Source organism: Thermosulfuriphilus sp. (assembly GCF_054026695.1).
On sequence record NZ_JBPMLP010000034.1, the window covers coordinates 1 to 17,118 of the forward strand.

Here is a 17,118-nt window from a genome sequence, read left to right on the forward strand (position 1 = left end):
GCGTCAGAAGTCCCAGGATATCTTTGAGCCTTAAGGCGTTGAGCGGGGCCCAGCCTTCGGCATCGTTATCAAAATAGACAAAGGCGGGCCTCCCCCATCTCTTGATCTTTTCAGCCCAAAAGAGGAGTTCTTCCTCTGTGTAAGGAGAACGGTAAAGCTCTCGGGAACCATGCAATCTGATGTAAACAAAGTCAGCGGTAATTTCCTCAACCAAAGAAGGGTAGCGACCGGCAGTATCTGAAATACAAAGTGCAACGTTAGCCTGACGCAAAAGCCGAAAAAATTCCGGATTATGAAAGCTAGGATGCCTTATCTCTATAGTTGTAGGCTTGTCTCGATCTATCCGGGCTAAGAACTCTTCTATAAGGCCTTTTTCATAGCGAAGAGTTGGGGGAAATTGAAAAAGGATAACCCCTAGTTTTTCAGAAAGAGGGCCAATAGCCCTATAGAAGCGCTCCAGGGACTCACCTATCCCCTTTAAACGTTTTACGTGGGTGATGAAGCGATTAGCCTTAATAGAGAAAAGAAAACCCTCTGGAGTCTCCCTGGACCAAGTCTCAAATGTCTCTGTCCTGGGGGTCCCATAAAAGGTGGCGTTTATCTCCACGGTATCAAAATATCTACTGTACCACAGAAGCCATCTTTTACTGGGTAGCCCGGGAGGATAAAAGACCTTCCGCCAGTGAGGATAATTCCAGCCCGAGGTCCCCACTCTAATCTGGAGATTCTCTTTATTCATCATTTATCTTTTTCTCTTAAAAGGTTTAAATCAAAAAATAAAAATACATTAAATAAAAATACATTTTTGTAAAATTATTACCCGACAAAAACTTGACGAAAACAGTCGATATGGTATTTAGAGATCGTACCCCTGTGGGTCCCCCATAATCTCCACCTCACAAAAAGACGACCAGATACCCACCTCCATCCTCCTTTTGCCCACAGGGGTACGTTATTTTACTAAGTATAGAACCTTGACAGAGAAGCCTAAAAAATTATTTTTGGACAGGTTTCTGACCAGGACACTTCCAATGGATCGTTAGCCATGCCTAAGGATTACTATCAGATTTTAGGAGTCTCCAGGGATGCCTCTCCAGAGGAAATCAAGAAGGCCTATCGTCGGCTAGCCCTAAAGTACCATCCTGATCGCAATCGCGGTAATAAAGAGGCTGAGGAGCGTTTTAAGGAGATAAACGAGGCCTATGCGGTACTCTCCGACCCAGAAAAACGGCGCCAATATGATCAATTTGGCTCGGCTGAATTTGAACGCCGTTTTAGCCAGGAAGATATCTTTCGCGGATTTGATTTTGAAGACATCTTCCGGGATTTGGGAATAGGGGGAGACTTTTTCGGACGTTTCTTCTTCGGTGGCAGAAGACGGGCTGGAATAAATATTGGCGATCTTTTTAGCCATATTTTTGGTACCAAATCTGGTTTTGAGAGTTTCTATCGAAGCGGCCCTGAGAGGGCCCGTGCAGATGTTGTCCTGGAACTTCCCTTAAGCCTTAAAGAGGCTGCCCTAGGGGCCGAGAAGATCGTTTCTCTGGGAGCTGTTGGGCGCTCAGAACGCATCAGGGTACGTATTCCTCCTGGGATAAAAGAAGGCCAGAGACTCCGGATTCCAGGCAAAGGTAACCTGGGGCCAGATGGCCGTCGGGGGGATCTCTACTTGAAGATAAAAATCCTGGAAGATCCCCTCTTTAAAAGAGAAGGGGCAGACCTCTTTATTGACAAGGACATTCGCTTTTCAGAGGCGGCCTTAGGGACCAAAATAGAGGTTCCCACACTGGAAGGAAGGACTATAAGCGTCCAGGTTCCCCCTGGAACCAAACCAGGGACAAGGTTACGCCTTCGGGGCTTAGGCCTGCCCAAGTCAGATGGAACCCGTGGTGATCTCTACGTTCGGATAGGAATAAATATCCCCAAACGCCTTAACCAAAAACAAAAAGAGGCCTTAGAGAGGCTTGCCCAGGTCGGACTCTAAGAACAAAGAGCTACTTTTTCCCCCGGAGACCCTTCTCAGACGGCTTAAGAAACCGGCCCAGGATCTTCAATGGTTACTTTCCCGGGGTTATCCCAAAACCACTTCCCTAACCTTTGTTGGCAATCACTATCAGCTACATGCCAAAGAACGAGCCATTCTTTTCCGGAGTATTTTTCCCAAAAAAGAATGCCTTGAGGCCCAAGAAAAAAGACTCCAGGCCCGGGATCTTGAGGGGGACAGTCTGGGGCTTGATACCTTTAATGTCTTGATTACCCTTGAAAATGCCCTTTCAGGACAACTCCTGATAAGAGGACGTGATGGGTTTGTGAGGGATGTGGCTGGGGTCTTTCGAAGCTGGAGACAATCTGAAACCACTAGATTAGCCCTAGAACATATATTTCTTTTCCTCAAGAGGTATAGGCCGGTCTCGGTTGTCTTTGTTCTTGATGCCCCCTTCAGCGGAAGCGGTGAGCTGGCCGCCCTAATCAGGAAGAATTTGGAGATATCAGGGCTTGAGGGAAGAGCCGTCCTTGAAAAACAGGTAGAGTCCTGGTTGGCTGACTTCTCTGGCATTGTGGCCACCTCAGACTCACGCCTGATTAAAAGGGCTAGTCGAGTCTTTGATCTAGCCGGCCATATAAGTCGTTTTGTTCTTAAGAGCAAAATCCTTTCTCTTTAGGTTTGACATCTCTGGCAGGGATGAGTAGAGACAAGAAAAAAACATCAAGAAGACGGGGCAAAGATGAGGGATAATCCAGTTCTTGAAGCCCTTTATTCTCGAAGAAGTGTCCGCGATTATACCTCGGAGCCGGTCAAAAGAGAAACGGTCCTAGAGATTATTCGAGCGGGCACCTGGGCTCCCTCCGGCCTTAACAATCAGCCTTGGCGTTTTGCCATTGTTTGGGACAAAGACACCAAAGAGAGAATTGCCTCTCTTACTAAATATCGAACGATTATTGAAAAGGCCCCGGTGATAATCTGTGTCTTTGTGGACAAAAAGGCCATGTATCACGAGGTCAAGGACCATCAAGCCATGGGGGCCTGTATTCAAAACATGTTGCTGGCTATCCACGCCCTGGGTCTGGGTGGTGTCTGGCTAGGAGAGATCCTTAAGAACGCTGATCAGGTTCGGAAGATCCTGGAACTTCCGGAAAATCTGGACCTTATGGCTGTTGTCGCCCTGGGACATCCCAAGCACCGCCATCAACGTTCCCAGAGACGTCCACTCTCAGAGGTTATCCTCAAGGAGGTCTAATAATGAAGAAAATTTTCTTAATCTTTGGCCTTATTCTGACCCTTACCGCCTGTAGTCATCTTCAGAGAAAAGAAGATAGTCTCGAGTCGACCTCATCAGTACCGAGCAAACCAATAATCACGAGGACAGAGTTTAGTGACATCGTCGTCCCAGCAGAGCTTTCCGTTGTAGAAGAAAAGTCCCTAATTGTCAAAACAGCCTCTTTTACCGGAGGGGTCCTCGTTCTAAGAGGCCGGGTCTTGGTACCTTCTCTCATCGAATTCTTTAGCCGAGAGCTTCCCAAAAGAGGTTGGCAACTAGTGGGGACCATTCGTTATAAAAATACCCTTTTAGCCTTCACCCGTCCCAATCAGACCTGCTTTATTTATATTTCTGAACCAGGCCTAGGGATGATGACCGAAGTAAAAATCTGGGCGTCAGAGACGGTCCCTGAACACATCGAACAAAGTTTCTAGCCGAATTTGAACACCCTTAAAGGCAAAAGGATCCTTCTTGGCGTAACGGGAGGCATTGCGGCCTATAAGGCCGCGGAGATTATCCGTGGTCTTCGCCGGGAATCTGCCTCGGTGAGGGTGGTGATGACCGAGGCGGCCAAGGCCTTTATCTCTCCCCTGACTTTTGAGGTCTTAACCGAAGAAAAGGTCCTAAGCGAAAGCGATTTTTTCTCTGGGATCCTTGATCCTATCCCCCACATCAGCCTTGCCCGTTGGGCCCAGGTTATCGTAGTGGCTCCGATTACAGCAGCTACCATCTCCCGTTTGGCTTCAGGGGCAGCCGAGAGTCTACTAGTGGCTACTATAATGGCCTCTGAAGCCCCGGTTCTCCTCTGCCCGGCCATGAATACGACCATGCTCAAGCACCCGGCCACCCAGAGGAATCTGGCCATCTTAAAGTCTTTTGGCTACCGGATACTAGAGCCAGAAAGAGGTCCTCTGGCCTGTGGCGAACAAGGGGCTGGAAGGCTTCCTGATTGGCCAATAATCAGGGAAGAGCTTCTTTGCCTTCTGACCCCTCAGGATTTGAGGGGCTATAGAATTCTTGTCTCTGCCGGGCCTACCCGGGAGACCATTGATCCGGTGCGCTTTATCTCTAATCGTTCGTCTGGCAAGATGGGCTATGCCTTGGCCATGGCAGCCCGAAGAAGGGGAGCCAATGTGACCCTTGTCTCCGGACCAGTTTGTCTTTCTCCACCTTACGGAATTAAAACAATAAAGGTAGAGACTGCTGAGGAGATGGCCGGAGAGATTCTCTCTCGGGCCCCAGAGGCTGATATTATCATCATGGCTGCTGCCGTGGCTGATTATCGCCCCCAAAACCCCTCCTCTTCAAAGATAAAAAAGGGACCATCTCAACTAGAGATCTCTTTGGTCAAAACTCCGGATATCCTGGCAGAGCTTGGACGAAAAAAGAGGGAAAATCAAATAGTCATTGGCTTTGCAGCGGAGACTGAGAATCTCATAGAGAATGCTCGCCAAAAACTAGTGGCCAAAGGTGCAGATTTTATGATCCTAAACCAAGTCGGCCGGCCAGATACCGGATTTGAGGCCGACACCAACCAAGTGGTTATTTTGGGTCCTGATCCTCATCCCCACGAGATTCCTTTAGGCCCTAAGGAGGAGATAGCCGATAAGATTTATGACTTCCTGGTGGATAATTTTTTAAAAGAAAACAACCCTAAACATCAAATGTCATAAATTTGTAACAAACCCGTTTTAGACAAAGGCCGTGCTTATTGCCGACAAGTTTTTTGCCCATACCGCCAAGATCTTTGCCCTGGCTGTCGTCTTCCTGGTTGGGGCCATATTCATCACCTTGGTCTATGCCTCTTGGCCAGCCATTAAGACCTTTGGTCTTTCTTTTATTACTGGTAGCACCTGGGATCCGGTGTTTGAGAAGTTTGGGGCCCTACCCTTTATCGCCGGCACCCTTATTACCTCTTTGCTGGCCATAACCTTGACCTTGCCCTTTGCCATTGGAGGAGCCCTTTATCTTGGAGAATACGCTCCCAAAAAGTTGGCCGAGGCCTTAAGCTTTATCATTGAACTTCTGGCCGGTATTCCTTCGGTTATCTATGGCCTTTGGGGAATTTTTTTTCTTGTTCCCCTCATGCGGCAGATTCAGCTCTCTCTCGGTTATCCCCCCTATGGGGTCGGTCTGATGACCGCCTCCCTGATCCTGGCCCTGATGATCCTTCCCTATGCTGCCTCTGTGGCCCGGGACGTCATCAAACTTGTCCCTCAGGATCTTAAAGAGGCTGCCTATGGTCTGGGAGCCACTCATTGGGAAGTAGTCCGCCACGTCATCCTTCCTTATGCCCGATCGGGAATCTTTGCTGGCTTGGTTTTAGCCCTAGGGCGAGCCTTAGGAGAGACCATGGCAGTAACCATGGTCATCGGTAACCGATCTGAGCTACCCCATAGCCTCTTTGATCCAGCCAATACCATGGCCAGTGTTATTGCCAATGAATTCACCGAGGCCACAAGCGATATATATCTTGCCTCTTTGGTAGAAATTGGCCTCCTTCTCTTTATAATAACCCTGATCGTCAATCTTCTTGCTCGTATTGTCATAAACAAACTGGCGGTAATTAAAGGAGTCTCTTAAATGAGGCCTTCGAACGTCCGACTGCGGGTAATGAAAAACAATCTGGCTAGCATCATCATTGCCGCTTTGGCCCTCTTTCCCACCGTCCCCCTGGCCCTTATCCTCATTAATCTGCTCATTAAAGGTTTTTCGGCCATCAACTGGGAATTTTTGACCTCTTTACCCAAGCCTGTAGGAGAGACTGGAGGGGGAGTAGCCAACGCCATCGTCGGCACTTTCCTTTTAGTATTCTTGGCCTCTTTCATCTCTGTCCCCATTGGCATTATGGCCGGGATATATCTTTCAGAGTATGGAGGGCGCCGGCTTCCGGACGTCGTCCGAGTGGCAGCAGATATTCTCCAGGGAGTACCCTCTATTGTGATCGGCATTGTGGCCTATACTTGGGTGGTAGTTCCTATGGGGCGTTTTTCGGCCCTGGCCGGAGGGGTAGCCCTGGCCCTGATGATGATTCCCGTAATTGTCCGGACTACCGAAGAAGTCCTCATCCTCATTCCCCGTTCCATCCGGGAAGCCTCTTTGGCCCTCGGAGTTCCCCGCTGGCGGACTATCCTCAAAGTGGTTTTACCTACCGGAATGGTCGGGGTAACCACTGGGATCCTCATCTCTGTGGCCCGGGTGGCTGGAGAAACGGCCCCTCTCCTTTTTACTGCCTTTGGAAATCCCTTCTGGAGCCACAAACTGACCGAACCTATCAACGCCTTGCCGCTGGTCATCTTCAATTACGCCACCAGCCCCTATCCTGACTGGTGGCGTCAGGCCTGGGGGGCCTCTATCATCCTTATAGTCCTTGTTCTGGGGCTCAACATAATCTCTAGAATCATGGCTAAAAGGATTGCTGGTGAATGATGTCTGAAGAGATCATCTTTGAGACCAAGAACCTCTCTGCCTATTACAACGAGACCAAGGTCTTAAAGGAAGTCAACGTCTCCTTCCCCGAAAAAAAGGTCACTGCCGTTATGGGTCCTTCTGGATGCGGCAAAACCACTCTGATTCGTTGTCTAAACCGGCTCCATGAACTGACCCCTGGGGCCTGGATCGAAGGAGAAGTCCTGCTCAAGGGGGAGGATATCTATCGGATGGATCCCATTGTTGTTCGGCGCCGGGTGGGAATGGTCTTCCAGAGGCCCAATCCCTTTCCCACCATGAGCATCTACGATAACGTCTTGGCCGGCTATAAACTAAATGGCATAAAACTTCGCAAAGATGAGGCTGATCGCATTGTGGAAGAGGCCCTCCATAAGGCCGCTCTCTGGGACGAAGTCAAAGATGTTCTCCATCGGCGGGGAACATTTCTCTCTGGAGGCCAACAACAACGGCTCTGCATTGCTCGGGCTCTGGCTGTAAATCCTGAGGTCCTTTTGATGGATGAGCCCACTAGTGCCCTGGATCCTAAGGCTACAGCCAAGATCGAAAATCTCATCGTCGAACTCAAAGAAACCGTCTCGATCATTATCGTTACCCACAATATGCCTCAGGCCGGTCGGGTCTCCGATTATACGGCCTTTATGTATCTCGGAGAACTGGTGGAATTTGGGCCTACAGATCAACTTTTTACCGCCCCCAAGGATCCGCGTACAGAGGAATATCTAACTGGTAAGTTTGGTTAGTTTTAGGTATAAAATTACTTTACTTGCTATGAAATCTCAAAAACCCTTAAAAAGAGGAAAGGCCAGATGATTAGCCCACTTCAGAAGGATATCAACGATATCAAAACCTATCTTCTGGAAATGTGCGGTCTGGTAGAAGAGAGCCTCCGGACGGCTATCCTGGCCCTTAAACATCGGGATCCGGAGCTGGCCCGGCGGGTCATCGAACAGGACAGTCGGATTGACGGGCTTGAAAATACGATTGATACCTTTTGCCTTAAAACCTTGGCCCTAAGACAACCGGTGGCTAGTGATCTTCGTTTCATTACCTCAGCCATGTCTATGGTCCGCGATTTAGAAAGAATTGGCGATCAGGCCGTCAACATTGCCGAAAGAACCCTCTGGATCATGGAGGACACCCAGATCCTAGAGCCTCCCCGGGATCTTTACAGCCTGGCTGACGAAACCATTCAGATGCTCACCCACGCTATAAACAGTTTTGTCTACCGAGATACCAAATTGGCCCAAGACGTCAAAGAACACGACGAAAAGGTTGACCAGCTCTACCGCCAGGTAACCAACGAACTCATCGAACTCATCAAGCAAAATCCCCAAGCAGCCCGCTCCGGAGTCTATCTTATTGTTATCGCCCTTAATCTGGAACGAATAGCGGATCAGGCCACTAATATTGGCGAAGACGTTATTTATTACGTAGAAGGACGGATGGTCAAACACGAGGCCTGTATAGGAGAAGGAGGAATCTCCCCTGTAGGCCCTTGTAAGGAGCTCTGGTCCTGCCTCAAACTTCATGCAGAATATGTAAGATCCTGTGTGGAAAGACTTCCTGAGGCCATCCGGGCCTACTTTGAAGGAGACTATGAGCGTTGTCGGTTCATGTCAGCAGAGATCTCTAAGTTCGAACGAGAGGCCGACCAAGTCAAACAAAATATCAGGGGAAGTCTCCCCAAGGGAATCATTATCCCCGTGGATAAATTTGAACTCTTTCTCTATCTCAAGGAGCAAGATGCTATTGCTGATTCTGCCGAGGATATTCTCCGCTGGCTTACCTTCCGGAGAACTCAAGTCTCTCCTGTAATTGCCAACCAGATTATTGAACTGGTGGAGACCTCAGTTTCTCCTGCCAAACTGATCATCTCCATGCTTGATGAAGCCAAGGCCTATTTTGACACCCGCAAGGAAGACCATTGGGATACAGTTCGCAATCTCGTCCGGGAGATCAGACGTCAGGAACATGAAGCCGACCAGCAGGCCACTGATTTAAGGCGAGAGATCTTCTCCCTGCCCATTGAACCTCTGGCCGTCTATCATCTCCTTAAACTTACAGAGTTCATCGGTGAGGTGGCCAATCATGCCGAAAATACTGCCGATCTCATGCGGGCCATGATTGCCCGTTAGGGGATCTCTAACCAAAGGTTGCCAAAAGTATCCAGGGAGAAACCAACCCCTTTAGGAACATAACAAGTAGTATAATCAGAGATAATGACCGTCGGCCCTTGGCCGCCAAATCCGGGATTAAGTCCTTTCCAGGCCAATATATCAGTCTCCTGCCAGCCATCCTGACCAAAGGTCTTGGTCTTTCCCAAAAAGGCCTCTCCAGTGGCAGACCAAGCCGGGGGAACAAAGGCATGGGCAACCACCCTGAGACGACAACGGATTGCCGTAAGCTCTAAGGGATGCTTGGAAAGTCTGTAACCATAGAGCCTCTGATGGGTCTCTTCAAAACGCTGAATGAAGTCTTCGTCGAAGGCCACGGTCAGCTCAAATGACTGCCCCTGATAGCGAAGATCAACGGCAGCCTCTACCACGAGCTCCTTTCTCGAGAAACCAATTCTTTCAACCTCTTTAAGACCTCGACGGGCAAGTTCTTCCACCAAGGCTGCAACCCGAGGATAAAGCAATTCCTCTCCTGAAAGAAAGACCGTCTGAGAATAATCAAACATAGGACTTGTAGCCAGCATCCCCAGGGCCGAGAGGACCCCAGCCATAGCCGGGATGACAACCCTTCTTATTCCCAATTCAGCAGCTAGTTCAGCTGCATGAAGGGCTCCGGCTCCACCGTAGCAGAAGAGGACAAACTCCCGAGGATCATAGCCCCGCTCAAGGCTCACGGCCCTTAAGGCCCGGGACATATTGGTATTGACCACTCTGATGATACCCAAAGCGGCATGGGCTGGTGAAAGACCGACTCTGGCTGCCAAGGTTCCTATAGCCCTTAAGGCCGCCTGGGAATCAAGGGGCATCTGACCAGAGAGAAAATATTCAGGGGGCAGACGCCCCAGGAGCACATTGGCATCAGTCACCGTGGCCTCCTGGCCCCCTCGACCATAGCAGGCTGGACCTGGCTCGGCCCCTGCACTCTTTGGGCCTACCTTAAGGGCTCCTCCTTTGTCCACCCGAGCCACTGATCCCCCTCCGGCCCCTACGGTATGAATATCGATAAGGGGGAGGGCGACCGGAAAGCCGTCTATCTGGTAATCCCTAGTAAAGATTGGCTGGCCAGAGACCAGAGACACATCGGTAGAAGTACCACCCATATCAAAGGTGATGATCTTTTCAAGCCCCAGGGCCTGAGCTAGGGCCTGAGCCCCCATTACTCCAGCCGCTGGCCCCGAAAGTATGGTCCTTACGGCTTGACGACCAGCCACCTCTACTGGAAGAAGACCACCGTTTGACTGAACAACAAAAATGCGCCCTTGGGAGAGCCGCTCTGCCAGACGTTTGAGATAGCGGATCATCACCGGGGCCAGATAGGCATTGATAAGAGTAGTAGAAAAACGTTCGTATTCTCTAAACTCTGGAAGGATTTCTGATGAGAGACAGACAGGCAGCCCGAGATCATCGAGCCATTGAGCAATTTGCCTCTCGTGGGAGGGATTAACGTAGGAATGGAGCAGACAAATGGCTACGGATTCTGCCCTCTCCCGGGCGATAAAAGCCTTAATGCGCCTCTTTTCATAGCTTGGCAGGCCATGAATTACCGAACCATCGGCCGAGACACGTTCGGAGACCCCGATGATTCTCCTTCTGGCCACGATTGGAGTTGGTTTTTGAACAAAAAAATCATAAAGTTTGGGTCGGGCCTGCCGACCAATGAAAACCACATCTTCAAAGCCTCGAGTAGTAATCATTACCACCCGAGCCCCTTTACGCTCTAAAAAGGCGTTGGTGGCTACGGTGGTCCCGTGAAAGAGGGTAAAAGACTGCCCAGAGGCCGTAAGAAGATTCCTAAGCCCTTTGAGAATGGCCCTAGAAGGATCAGCGGGGGTCGAGGGGAGCTTAAGGGTGATCAAGTGTTCCCCTTCGCGGAGGACAAAATCCGTAAAGGTACCTCCGGTGTCAACAGCAACTTCGATCACAAGATGACCTTCTCCAGTTTGCGCGTCTGGGTTTCAAAGAGGGCAAATGTCGGAGGTCCTTCTTTACCCAGTATCTCCCCTGGATTCACTACCAAGGTCTTACCCACGCTAAAGACGTTATAGACATGGGTGTGACCGCAACAGACCAGATCGTACTCTCCGGTAGCGGCTAGCCCACGGGCCATTTCCGGGAAATGGACCACGGCTACCTTGAGGCCATCTATCTCCAGATTGGCAAACCAACCGTGGAGAAAAACTTGCGAGCTCCGGGCGCAGGTTTTACTCAGAAGCCAGACATCACCAGGATTATTGCCCAGGATGAGGTGTTTGGGGCCCGAGAAGGCAGCCAGCTCTTTAATCATAAAAGGAGAGATAAGATCGCCACAGTGTATAAGACACTCGGCCCCCCTGGCATTTATCTCCTCAATAGCCTGATGCATATTCCAGATATGGTCATGGCTGTCACTGATGATGGCCACCAGCATATTTAGACCCCTTAAGTCAAGAAGTGGTTCATTCTAATACCTAAGGCCTCAAAAAAGCTCAAGCCTTATCTGAAAAATCTTCAGCCCAATGCCACTAGATCAATAAGCCTCAATTCAGATAAGCAAACCAAATGTAAAAAGGGATAAGTCCTTTAGGTCTTCAGAATCTCTTTGATCTCTTCCTTAGAGAGTGGTCGGCCCTGGACAATCAGACGGCCGTTTATTATTAGAGCCGGGGTCTGGAGTACTCCGTAGGCCGCAATCTGACCAAGATCTTTTATCTTTTGGACCGAAGCCGAAAAGCCCAGCTCTCTAAGGACCTCAACAACAGAATTATAAAGGTCCTCACACCGGGGGCAACCAGGTCCCAGAATTTTAATTTCCATAGGTGACCTCCTTTTTTGGGGAAACATGTTTTGATATCTTTTTAAAGCCTTCCGTAGAGGAAACCGCAAAAAGTGGAGATAATAATTACAATTCCTAGATAGGCCAGGGTTTTCTTGGTCCCCAATACTGATCTGATAACAAGCATACTAGGGAGAGAGACCGCCGGCCCGGCTAGAAGAAGGGCCAGCGCTGGCCCCTTCCCCATACCGGATCCGAGGAGGCCTTGAAGGATGGGGACCTCGGTTAGGGTGGCAAAATACATAAGAGCCCCCACTACTGAGGCAAAAAAATTGGCCAGCAGGCAGTCTCCTCCGACTAGATGGACTACATACTGGGAAGGTATGAACCCTTCATGGCCAGGACGGCCCAGAAAAAATCCTGCGGCGAAAACCCCCAAAAAAAGAAGGGGAAAGATCTGGCGAGCCAACCAATAAGAGGCCTCAAACCACTGCCTGGCCTCGCCTCCGGCCCAGAAGAGCGTCAAGGAAAGTCCGATAGTCCCGGTTAAGAAAGGAAGCTCCGGCCCCCGGGCAATAAGACTAACAAGGACTACTAGAGCCGCTGTCGCCAGAAGCCCCGACCATGGAACTCCTAGAAAAACACGGATTTCAAAAAAGACAATCCCGGCTCCCACCGCCATGAGAAGCCATTTATAAAGATAGATCTTCTGGAAAAAACCTTCGCCCGGCCCCCAGGTCGCCAAGACAAGAATAGCTATCTGGGTGGCAATAAAGAGGGCAGTCTGCCATAAGGGACGAACCGGATTCGAAGAACCGGCCTCAAAAGCTGCAACTCGACCCGCCTCCTCGCGCCGGAAGAAATAGGCCATCAGGAGGCCAATGAGAACACTGGCTCCTATCGCCCCCATCCCCCGGGCCAAACCCAAACTCAGCCCCAAGATACGGGCCGTAAGGACAATAGCCAAAATGTTGATCGCCGGACCGGAATAGAGAAAGGCCGTAGCCGGCCCGAGACCGGCTCCATTCAGATAAATCCCAGCAAAAAGCGGAAGCACCGTACAGGAACAGACAGCGAGCACCGTACCGGAGACAGCAGCTACCCCGTAGGCCAAGGCCTTAGGAGCAGAGGGTCCGAGATAACGAATCACGGATTCTTTGGCAACAAAGACACTAATGGCCCCGGCAATAAAAAAAGCCGGGATAAGACAAAAGATGACATGTTCCCGGGCGTACCAGTGGGCCAGAAGGACTCCTTCATTGAGCCCAGAGAGGACACGAGAGGAAGCAGGCAAAAAATACAAGAAAGCCAAAAACGATCCGGCAATCAGGATTTCAAGAATTCTCCTCATGGACACCCTCCACACGAACTCCCGTCTCTCTTAAAAAAGGCGGCCCAATTTTAAGGCCATGTAGCCGTTTCTTAAGGAGCCTGATTTCGGGATCATCTTTAAGACCTTCTAGGACCAGCTTAAGAAGCTTTAGAGTCTCTCCATCTTCGGGGGCCAAACGGTAGATCTGAAAGAAGCCTTTTCTTTCGGCCTGGATAAAACCGGCCTCGGTAAGCTTCTGGAGATGACGGGTAACCGTCGGCTGAGAAAGGCCCAACGAGGCAGCTAGCTCACAGACACAACATGGACGCAGGACCAAAAGGGCCAACAGACGTAGCCGCGTTCCATCCCCAATGGCCTTTAGCCTTTTAAGGAGTGTCTTCAAAGACTGCCTCTACCACTGTCGGATTTAATCCTGACCTCATCCAAGGGGTATAATTTCTCTTGGCTTCTTCTGACCCCAGCACTTTCATCTAGACAAATAAAGGCCTGATCCCTCACCTGCCCCTCCTCTCACAGGGACGCTCTTGACTATTTAGCTATTTGTCTATATAGCTAAATAGCTAAAAAATCAAGCTAACTTTAAATGATAATCAGCATTGGAGACTATCATTGGGGGCAAAGCAATCCTAAGGAGATCCCTTAAGACATCCATTGATGATGGTAAGGGGAAAGCCTTCGGTTTTACCGGAACCTGTCAAGGAAAATTTATATTCTTGAGAAAGAAATCGACCTATTCCGCCTTTGAGAACTTCTCCGATGGTAAAAGGGAAGCGGTTTTAAGGACCTTAATCCCTTAGTCAGCTTATTTAGCCCTTCAAAAGTCCTTAAGGATTTTCGTCATTAAGACCCTTATTAGCCCTAGACGGGAAGGATAAAAAATCTTTGTCAAAAAGATCATGGAGGTGGCCTATATGGGGCGGAAAGAAATAGCTGTTGAGGACTTAAGTGCTGATAAGGCGGTAGTGGACATTCTCCGGCTAGCCCAGGCAAAAGGATATGAAACCGTCTGGGATAGGCTTGAAGCCCAATCTCCCCCCTGTAAATTCGGGGCAAAAGGTCTCTGTTGTCGTAACTGCCTTATGGGCCCCTGTCGGATAACAGAAAAAACGCCTCGAGGGGTCTGTGGAGCTGAGGCCTCGATTGTCGTCGCTCGCAATCTGATAAGGGCCCTGGCGGCTGGAGCTGCGGCCCATTCTGACCACGGTCGAGCTGTAGCTGTTCTTTTTCACGAAGTAGCCCATGGTCAGAACCAAGACTACCAGATCACCGATAAAGATAAATTAAAAACTATAGCTAAAAGGCTGGACATAGACCTCAACAGACCTCTTTCGGAGATTGCTCAGGAGGTAGCGGCCAAGGCCTTGGCCGATTTCGGCAAGCAGGATGAATCTTCCCTTAATTTTCTCCTGGCCTATGCCCCCCAAAAAAGAAAACAAAGATGGCAGGAGGTGGAGAGGAATCTTTTTTCTCAGACTGGAAAAAAGATGGGCCTGTTGCCCCGAAACATAGACCGAGAGATTACCGAGTGTATGCACCGAACTACCATGGGGGTAGACAACGAAGCTCTCTCCCTTTTGATTCAGGGTGTAAGGACTGCCCTGGCCGATGGTTGGGGAGGATCTCTCATCGCCACCGAGCTTCAGGACGTGCTCTTTGGTACCCCCAGACAAAAGGTTATCCAGGCTAATCTAGGAGTCTTAAAAAAAGACAAGGTCAATATCATCGTCCACGGCCACGAACCCATTTTGTCAGAGCAGGTGGTCGAGGCTGCCCTGAGTGCGGAAATGCAACACAAGGCCCAAGAAGTCGGAGCTGCAGGCATAAATGTCGCCGGCATATGTTGTACGGCCAATGAGGTCCTCATGCGTCGGGGAGTCCCGGTGGCTGGAAACATGATCCACCAAGAGCTGGCCATCATGACCGGTGTTGTCGAGGCCATGGTAGTCGACGTTCAGTGTATCTTCCCCGCTCTTGGCAAGTTGGCCAGATGTTTCCACACCCGTTTTATCTCCACCAGTGACCGGGCCCGTTTCCCCGAGGCCATCCATATTCAGTTTGATGAGAAAGATGCCCGGGAGATAGCCAGAAGGATCGTTGAGACTGCCATCGAAGCCTTTCCTGAAAGGGATTCCCAGAAGATCCATATCCCCAAGACAGTAGCCCAAGGGGTCGTAGGCTTCAGTGTAGAGGAAATCCTGCGGACCCTTGGGGGAAGCCCTAAGCCGCTGGTGGAGGCCATTTTATCAGGAAAGATCAAAGGCCTGGTAGGTATTGTTGGCTGCAACAATCCTAAGGTTAAACATGACTTCTTCCACCTAAGCCTTACCAAGGAGTTAATTAAAAGGGACATTCTGGTAATCGGCACTGGTTGCTGGGCCATTGCGGCGGCCAAAGGAGGGCTTATGAGTCTTGATGCTCAAGGGCTAGCTGGAGAAGGCCTGAGAGGCATCTGTAAAGCCCTTGGTATTCCACCGGTGATCCACATGGGCTCCTGTGTGGATTGCTCCCGTATGCTGGTTATGGCCGGAGCCTTAGCCGATTCCCTAGAGGTTGATATTTCAGATCTTCCCTTGGTGGGCTCTGCTCCAGAGTGGATGACCGAGAAGGCCGTCTCCATAGGGACCTATTTTGTAGCCTCAGGGGTGCCTGTCCATCTCTGGCCTCAGCCACCTATTACCGGAAGCCAGGAGGTCATCCAGATCTTGACCCAGGCCATAGGAGATCTGTTAGGAGGTTACTTCTTTGTAGAGGAAGACCCCCTTAAGACTGCTGAAACCATGGAAGACATCATTCTTGAGAAGCGAAAGGCCTTTTAAATGGTTTCTGTGCAGAGGCCGAGAAGAGTGATATAGTTTTAGAACTTCTTCTCGGCCCACTGATATGGTTGCCAACTTTTTAGAAATACTGCGTAAATTTGATATCGGTTTGGTAAGTTTTGATGAAGACTTTAATATAATCTGCATTAATAGTTTCATTGGCAAGGAGTTTGCCCTTCACGAGGATTCTCAGCTAAAAGATCTTCTTTCTTTACACAAGGCTGATGCCGCCGGGCGGATTAAAAAGATGGTCCAGGAGGCCAGGATCTTTGGCGAGAGTTCGAGTTATATTCTAAAGTTAGTTCACCACCACAAAAAAGATAAAATTTTATTAGGAAAGATCTTTTTATTAACCGGATCCTGCCCAGAAAAGTATTTAGCTACTCTTTTTGATATTACTCCTTTTGCTTCTGAAGGGCAGCCGAACAATATTGTAAAAATACCTGTCTATGATGGTCAGGATCTTTTATTTCTAGAATTAAGAAAGGTAGCCTTTTTTAAGGCTGCCGGCAATTATACAGAAGTTTGTTACAATGATAAACTCTACTTGTGTCCGCTTCCTTTAGGAAGGATAGAAAATCTCTTAGATAAAACCCATTTCTCAAGAGTCCATAGAAGCTATATTGTAAACATAAATAAAGTCAAAAAACTATTAAAAACTGATAATCGCTACTTAATAGTTCTTGACAATAAACAAACCTTGCCCATCGGTAAAAGTCGAACCAAATATTTCCTGGAAAAATTTGGACTAAAATAATCCACCCTTATCTGAAGCCCTTTAGCCCTTGCCAATTTAATACTTTTGCCCTTTATAGGACATTTTTTTGTCAAAAAAGTCCTTTAAAAAAATCACAAATGATTAAAGGATTTTTGGGCTTCGACCGTCCTTATTTAAAATATGCAAATTCAGTGGCCTAAAGACTTTTAGATCGAATAAATCAAAGGAGGTCCCTATGCGCTGCCAGTATCTTAAAAATTACTCTCCAGAGGCCGGTCAGTGGCAGGTAACCTCTTGTACAGCCCGAGAAAGTCTCTATGTGCCAAGTGTCTATGAACTACATGGATATTGCATCGGAGAAGGACACCGCCTTTGCCCCTTTTATCTGAGAAAGCGCTTTGAACTCCAAAAGAAGCAGGAAGAGGCCGCTTAATATCATTGTCTAACAGAAGATCATTAAACTAAGGCAATTAGCAATCCACCCTCACATATACGGATAAAATAATAGGAAAACTTATCTAGAAAAAATACCTAGTTAATGAATTATTTAATCTAACAAAACTGGATGTCGATTTTGGAATTAGGAGATTAGATATTCGAGGAGGGTGGAGATGA

At 49.0% G+C, this 17,118-nt stretch carries 18 protein-coding genes; 12 read left to right on the top strand and 6 right to left on the bottom strand.

What is annotated here, in order from left to right; translation table 11 throughout:
• A partial coding sequence (locus tag ACXJJX_RS05190; RefSeq protein WP_456432865.1) for a DUF72 domain-containing protein occupies positions 1-742 on the bottom strand: 742 nt, incomplete at its 3' end.
• 303 nt (positions 743-1,045) lie between these two features.
• Here ACXJJX_RS05190 and ACXJJX_RS05195 point away from each other — a divergent pair.
• The 9 genes from ACXJJX_RS05195 to phoU all read left to right on the top strand — a co-directional run bounded on the left by ACXJJX_RS05195 (position 1,046) and on the right by phoU (position 8,845).
• Positions 1,046-1,984 (top strand): DnaJ C-terminal domain-containing protein, encoded by a 939-nt coding sequence (locus ACXJJX_RS05195; RefSeq protein ID WP_456432867.1) that lies wholly within the window; start codon positions 1,046-1,048, stop codon positions 1,982-1,984.
• A complete protein-coding gene (locus ACXJJX_RS05200) occupies positions 1,965-2,663 on the top strand; it encodes a DUF434 domain-containing protein (RefSeq protein ID WP_456432869.1) in 699 nt (232 codons plus the stop codon). Before ACXJJX_RS05195 ends, ACXJJX_RS05200 begins: the two co-directional genes overlap by 20 nt.
• A gap of 63 nt (positions 2,664-2,726) precedes the next feature.
• Positions 2,727-3,239 (top strand): nitroreductase family protein, encoded by a 513-nt coding sequence (locus ACXJJX_RS05205; protein WP_456432871.1) that lies wholly within the window; start codon positions 2,727-2,729, stop codon positions 3,237-3,239.
• A 2-nt stretch (positions 3,240-3,241) separates the two neighbouring features.
• Positions 3,242-3,694 carry a lipoprotein gene (locus ACXJJX_RS05210; RefSeq protein ID WP_456432873.1) on the top strand — a complete coding sequence of 151 codons (453 nt, stop codon included), beginning with the start codon at positions 3,242-3,244 and terminating at the stop codon, positions 3,692-3,694.
• 6 nt (positions 3,695-3,700) lie between these two features.
• Positions 3,701-4,933 carry a bifunctional phosphopantothenoylcysteine decarboxylase/phosphopantothenate--cysteine ligase CoaBC gene (coaBC, locus tag ACXJJX_RS05215; protein ID WP_456432875.1) on the top strand — a complete coding sequence of 411 codons (1,233 nt, stop codon included), beginning with the start codon at positions 3,701-3,703 and terminating at the stop codon, positions 4,931-4,933.
• 31 nt (positions 4,934-4,964) lie between these two features.
• The gene (pstC, locus tag ACXJJX_RS05220) at positions 4,965-5,843 is read left to right on the top strand and encodes a phosphate ABC transporter permease subunit PstC (RefSeq protein WP_456432877.1); all 879 of its coding nucleotides are present in this window, start codon (positions 4,965-4,967) and stop codon (positions 5,841-5,843) included.
• Positions 5,844-6,689 carry a phosphate ABC transporter permease PstA gene (gene pstA, locus ACXJJX_RS05225; RefSeq protein ID WP_456432879.1) on the top strand — a complete coding sequence of 282 codons (846 nt, stop codon included), beginning with the start codon at positions 5,844-5,846 and terminating at the stop codon, positions 6,687-6,689.
• Positions 6,686-7,450: a phosphate ABC transporter ATP-binding protein PstB gene (pstB, locus tag ACXJJX_RS05230; protein WP_456432881.1), complete on the top strand. Its 765-nt coding sequence runs from the start codon at positions 6,686-6,688 to the stop codon at positions 7,448-7,450. Before pstA ends, pstB begins: the two co-directional genes overlap by 4 nt.
• A 66-nt stretch (positions 7,451-7,516) precedes the next feature.
• Positions 7,517-8,845, top strand: coding sequence for a phosphate signaling complex protein PhoU (phoU, locus tag ACXJJX_RS05235; protein ID WP_456432883.1), 1,329 nt, complete (start codon positions 7,517-7,519; stop codon positions 8,843-8,845).
• Here the strand turns inward: phoU and ACXJJX_RS05240 are convergent.
• From ACXJJX_RS05240 to ACXJJX_RS05260, 5 genes are all read right to left on the bottom strand, one after another.
• Positions 8,842-10,806 carry a hydantoinase/oxoprolinase family protein gene (locus ACXJJX_RS05240; protein WP_456432885.1) on the bottom strand — a complete coding sequence of 655 codons (1,965 nt, stop codon included), beginning with the start codon at positions 10,804-10,806 and terminating at the stop codon, positions 8,842-8,844. The genes phoU and ACXJJX_RS05240 overlap by 4 nt on opposite strands.
• A complete protein-coding gene (locus tag ACXJJX_RS05245) occupies positions 10,803-11,291 on the bottom strand; it encodes a YfcE family phosphodiesterase (protein ID WP_456432887.1) in 489 nt (162 codons plus the stop codon). Before ACXJJX_RS05245 ends, ACXJJX_RS05240 begins: the two co-directional genes overlap by 4 nt.
• 152 nt (positions 11,292-11,443) lie before the next feature.
• Entirely contained in the window at positions 11,444-11,677 is a 234-nt protein-coding gene (locus ACXJJX_RS05250) for a thioredoxin family protein (protein ID WP_456432889.1), read from the bottom strand.
• A gap of 41 nt (positions 11,678-11,718) precedes the next feature.
• Positions 11,719-12,987 (bottom strand): permease, encoded by a 1,269-nt coding sequence (locus tag ACXJJX_RS05255; RefSeq protein WP_456432891.1) that lies wholly within the window; start codon positions 12,985-12,987, stop codon positions 11,719-11,721.
• Positions 12,971-13,351, bottom strand: coding sequence for an ArsR/SmtB family transcription factor (locus tag ACXJJX_RS05260; RefSeq protein ID WP_456432893.1), 381 nt, complete (start codon positions 13,349-13,351; stop codon positions 12,971-12,973). The genes ACXJJX_RS05255 and ACXJJX_RS05260 overlap by 17 nt, the downstream gene beginning before the upstream one ends.
• Before the next feature lie 529 nt (positions 13,352-13,880).
• Here ACXJJX_RS05260 and cooS point away from each other — a divergent pair.
• The 3 genes from cooS to ACXJJX_RS05275 all read left to right on the top strand — a co-directional run bounded on the left by cooS (position 13,881) and on the right by ACXJJX_RS05275 (position 16,936).
• Positions 13,881-15,785: an anaerobic carbon-monoxide dehydrogenase catalytic subunit gene (gene cooS, locus ACXJJX_RS05265; protein ID WP_456432895.1), complete on the top strand. Its 1,905-nt coding sequence runs from the start codon at positions 13,881-13,883 to the stop codon at positions 15,783-15,785.
• Between the two features lie 64 nt (positions 15,786-15,849).
• A complete protein-coding gene (locus ACXJJX_RS05270; protein WP_456432897.1) occupies positions 15,850-16,542 on the top strand; it encodes a LytR/AlgR family response regulator transcription factor in 693 nt (230 codons plus the stop codon).
• Positions 16,543-16,738: 196 nt separating this feature from the next.
• The gene (locus ACXJJX_RS05275) at positions 16,739-16,936 is read left to right on the top strand and encodes a hypothetical protein (RefSeq protein ID WP_456432899.1); all 198 of its coding nucleotides are present in this window, start codon (positions 16,739-16,741) and stop codon (positions 16,934-16,936) included.
• Positions 16,937-17,118 lie beyond the last annotated feature (182 nt).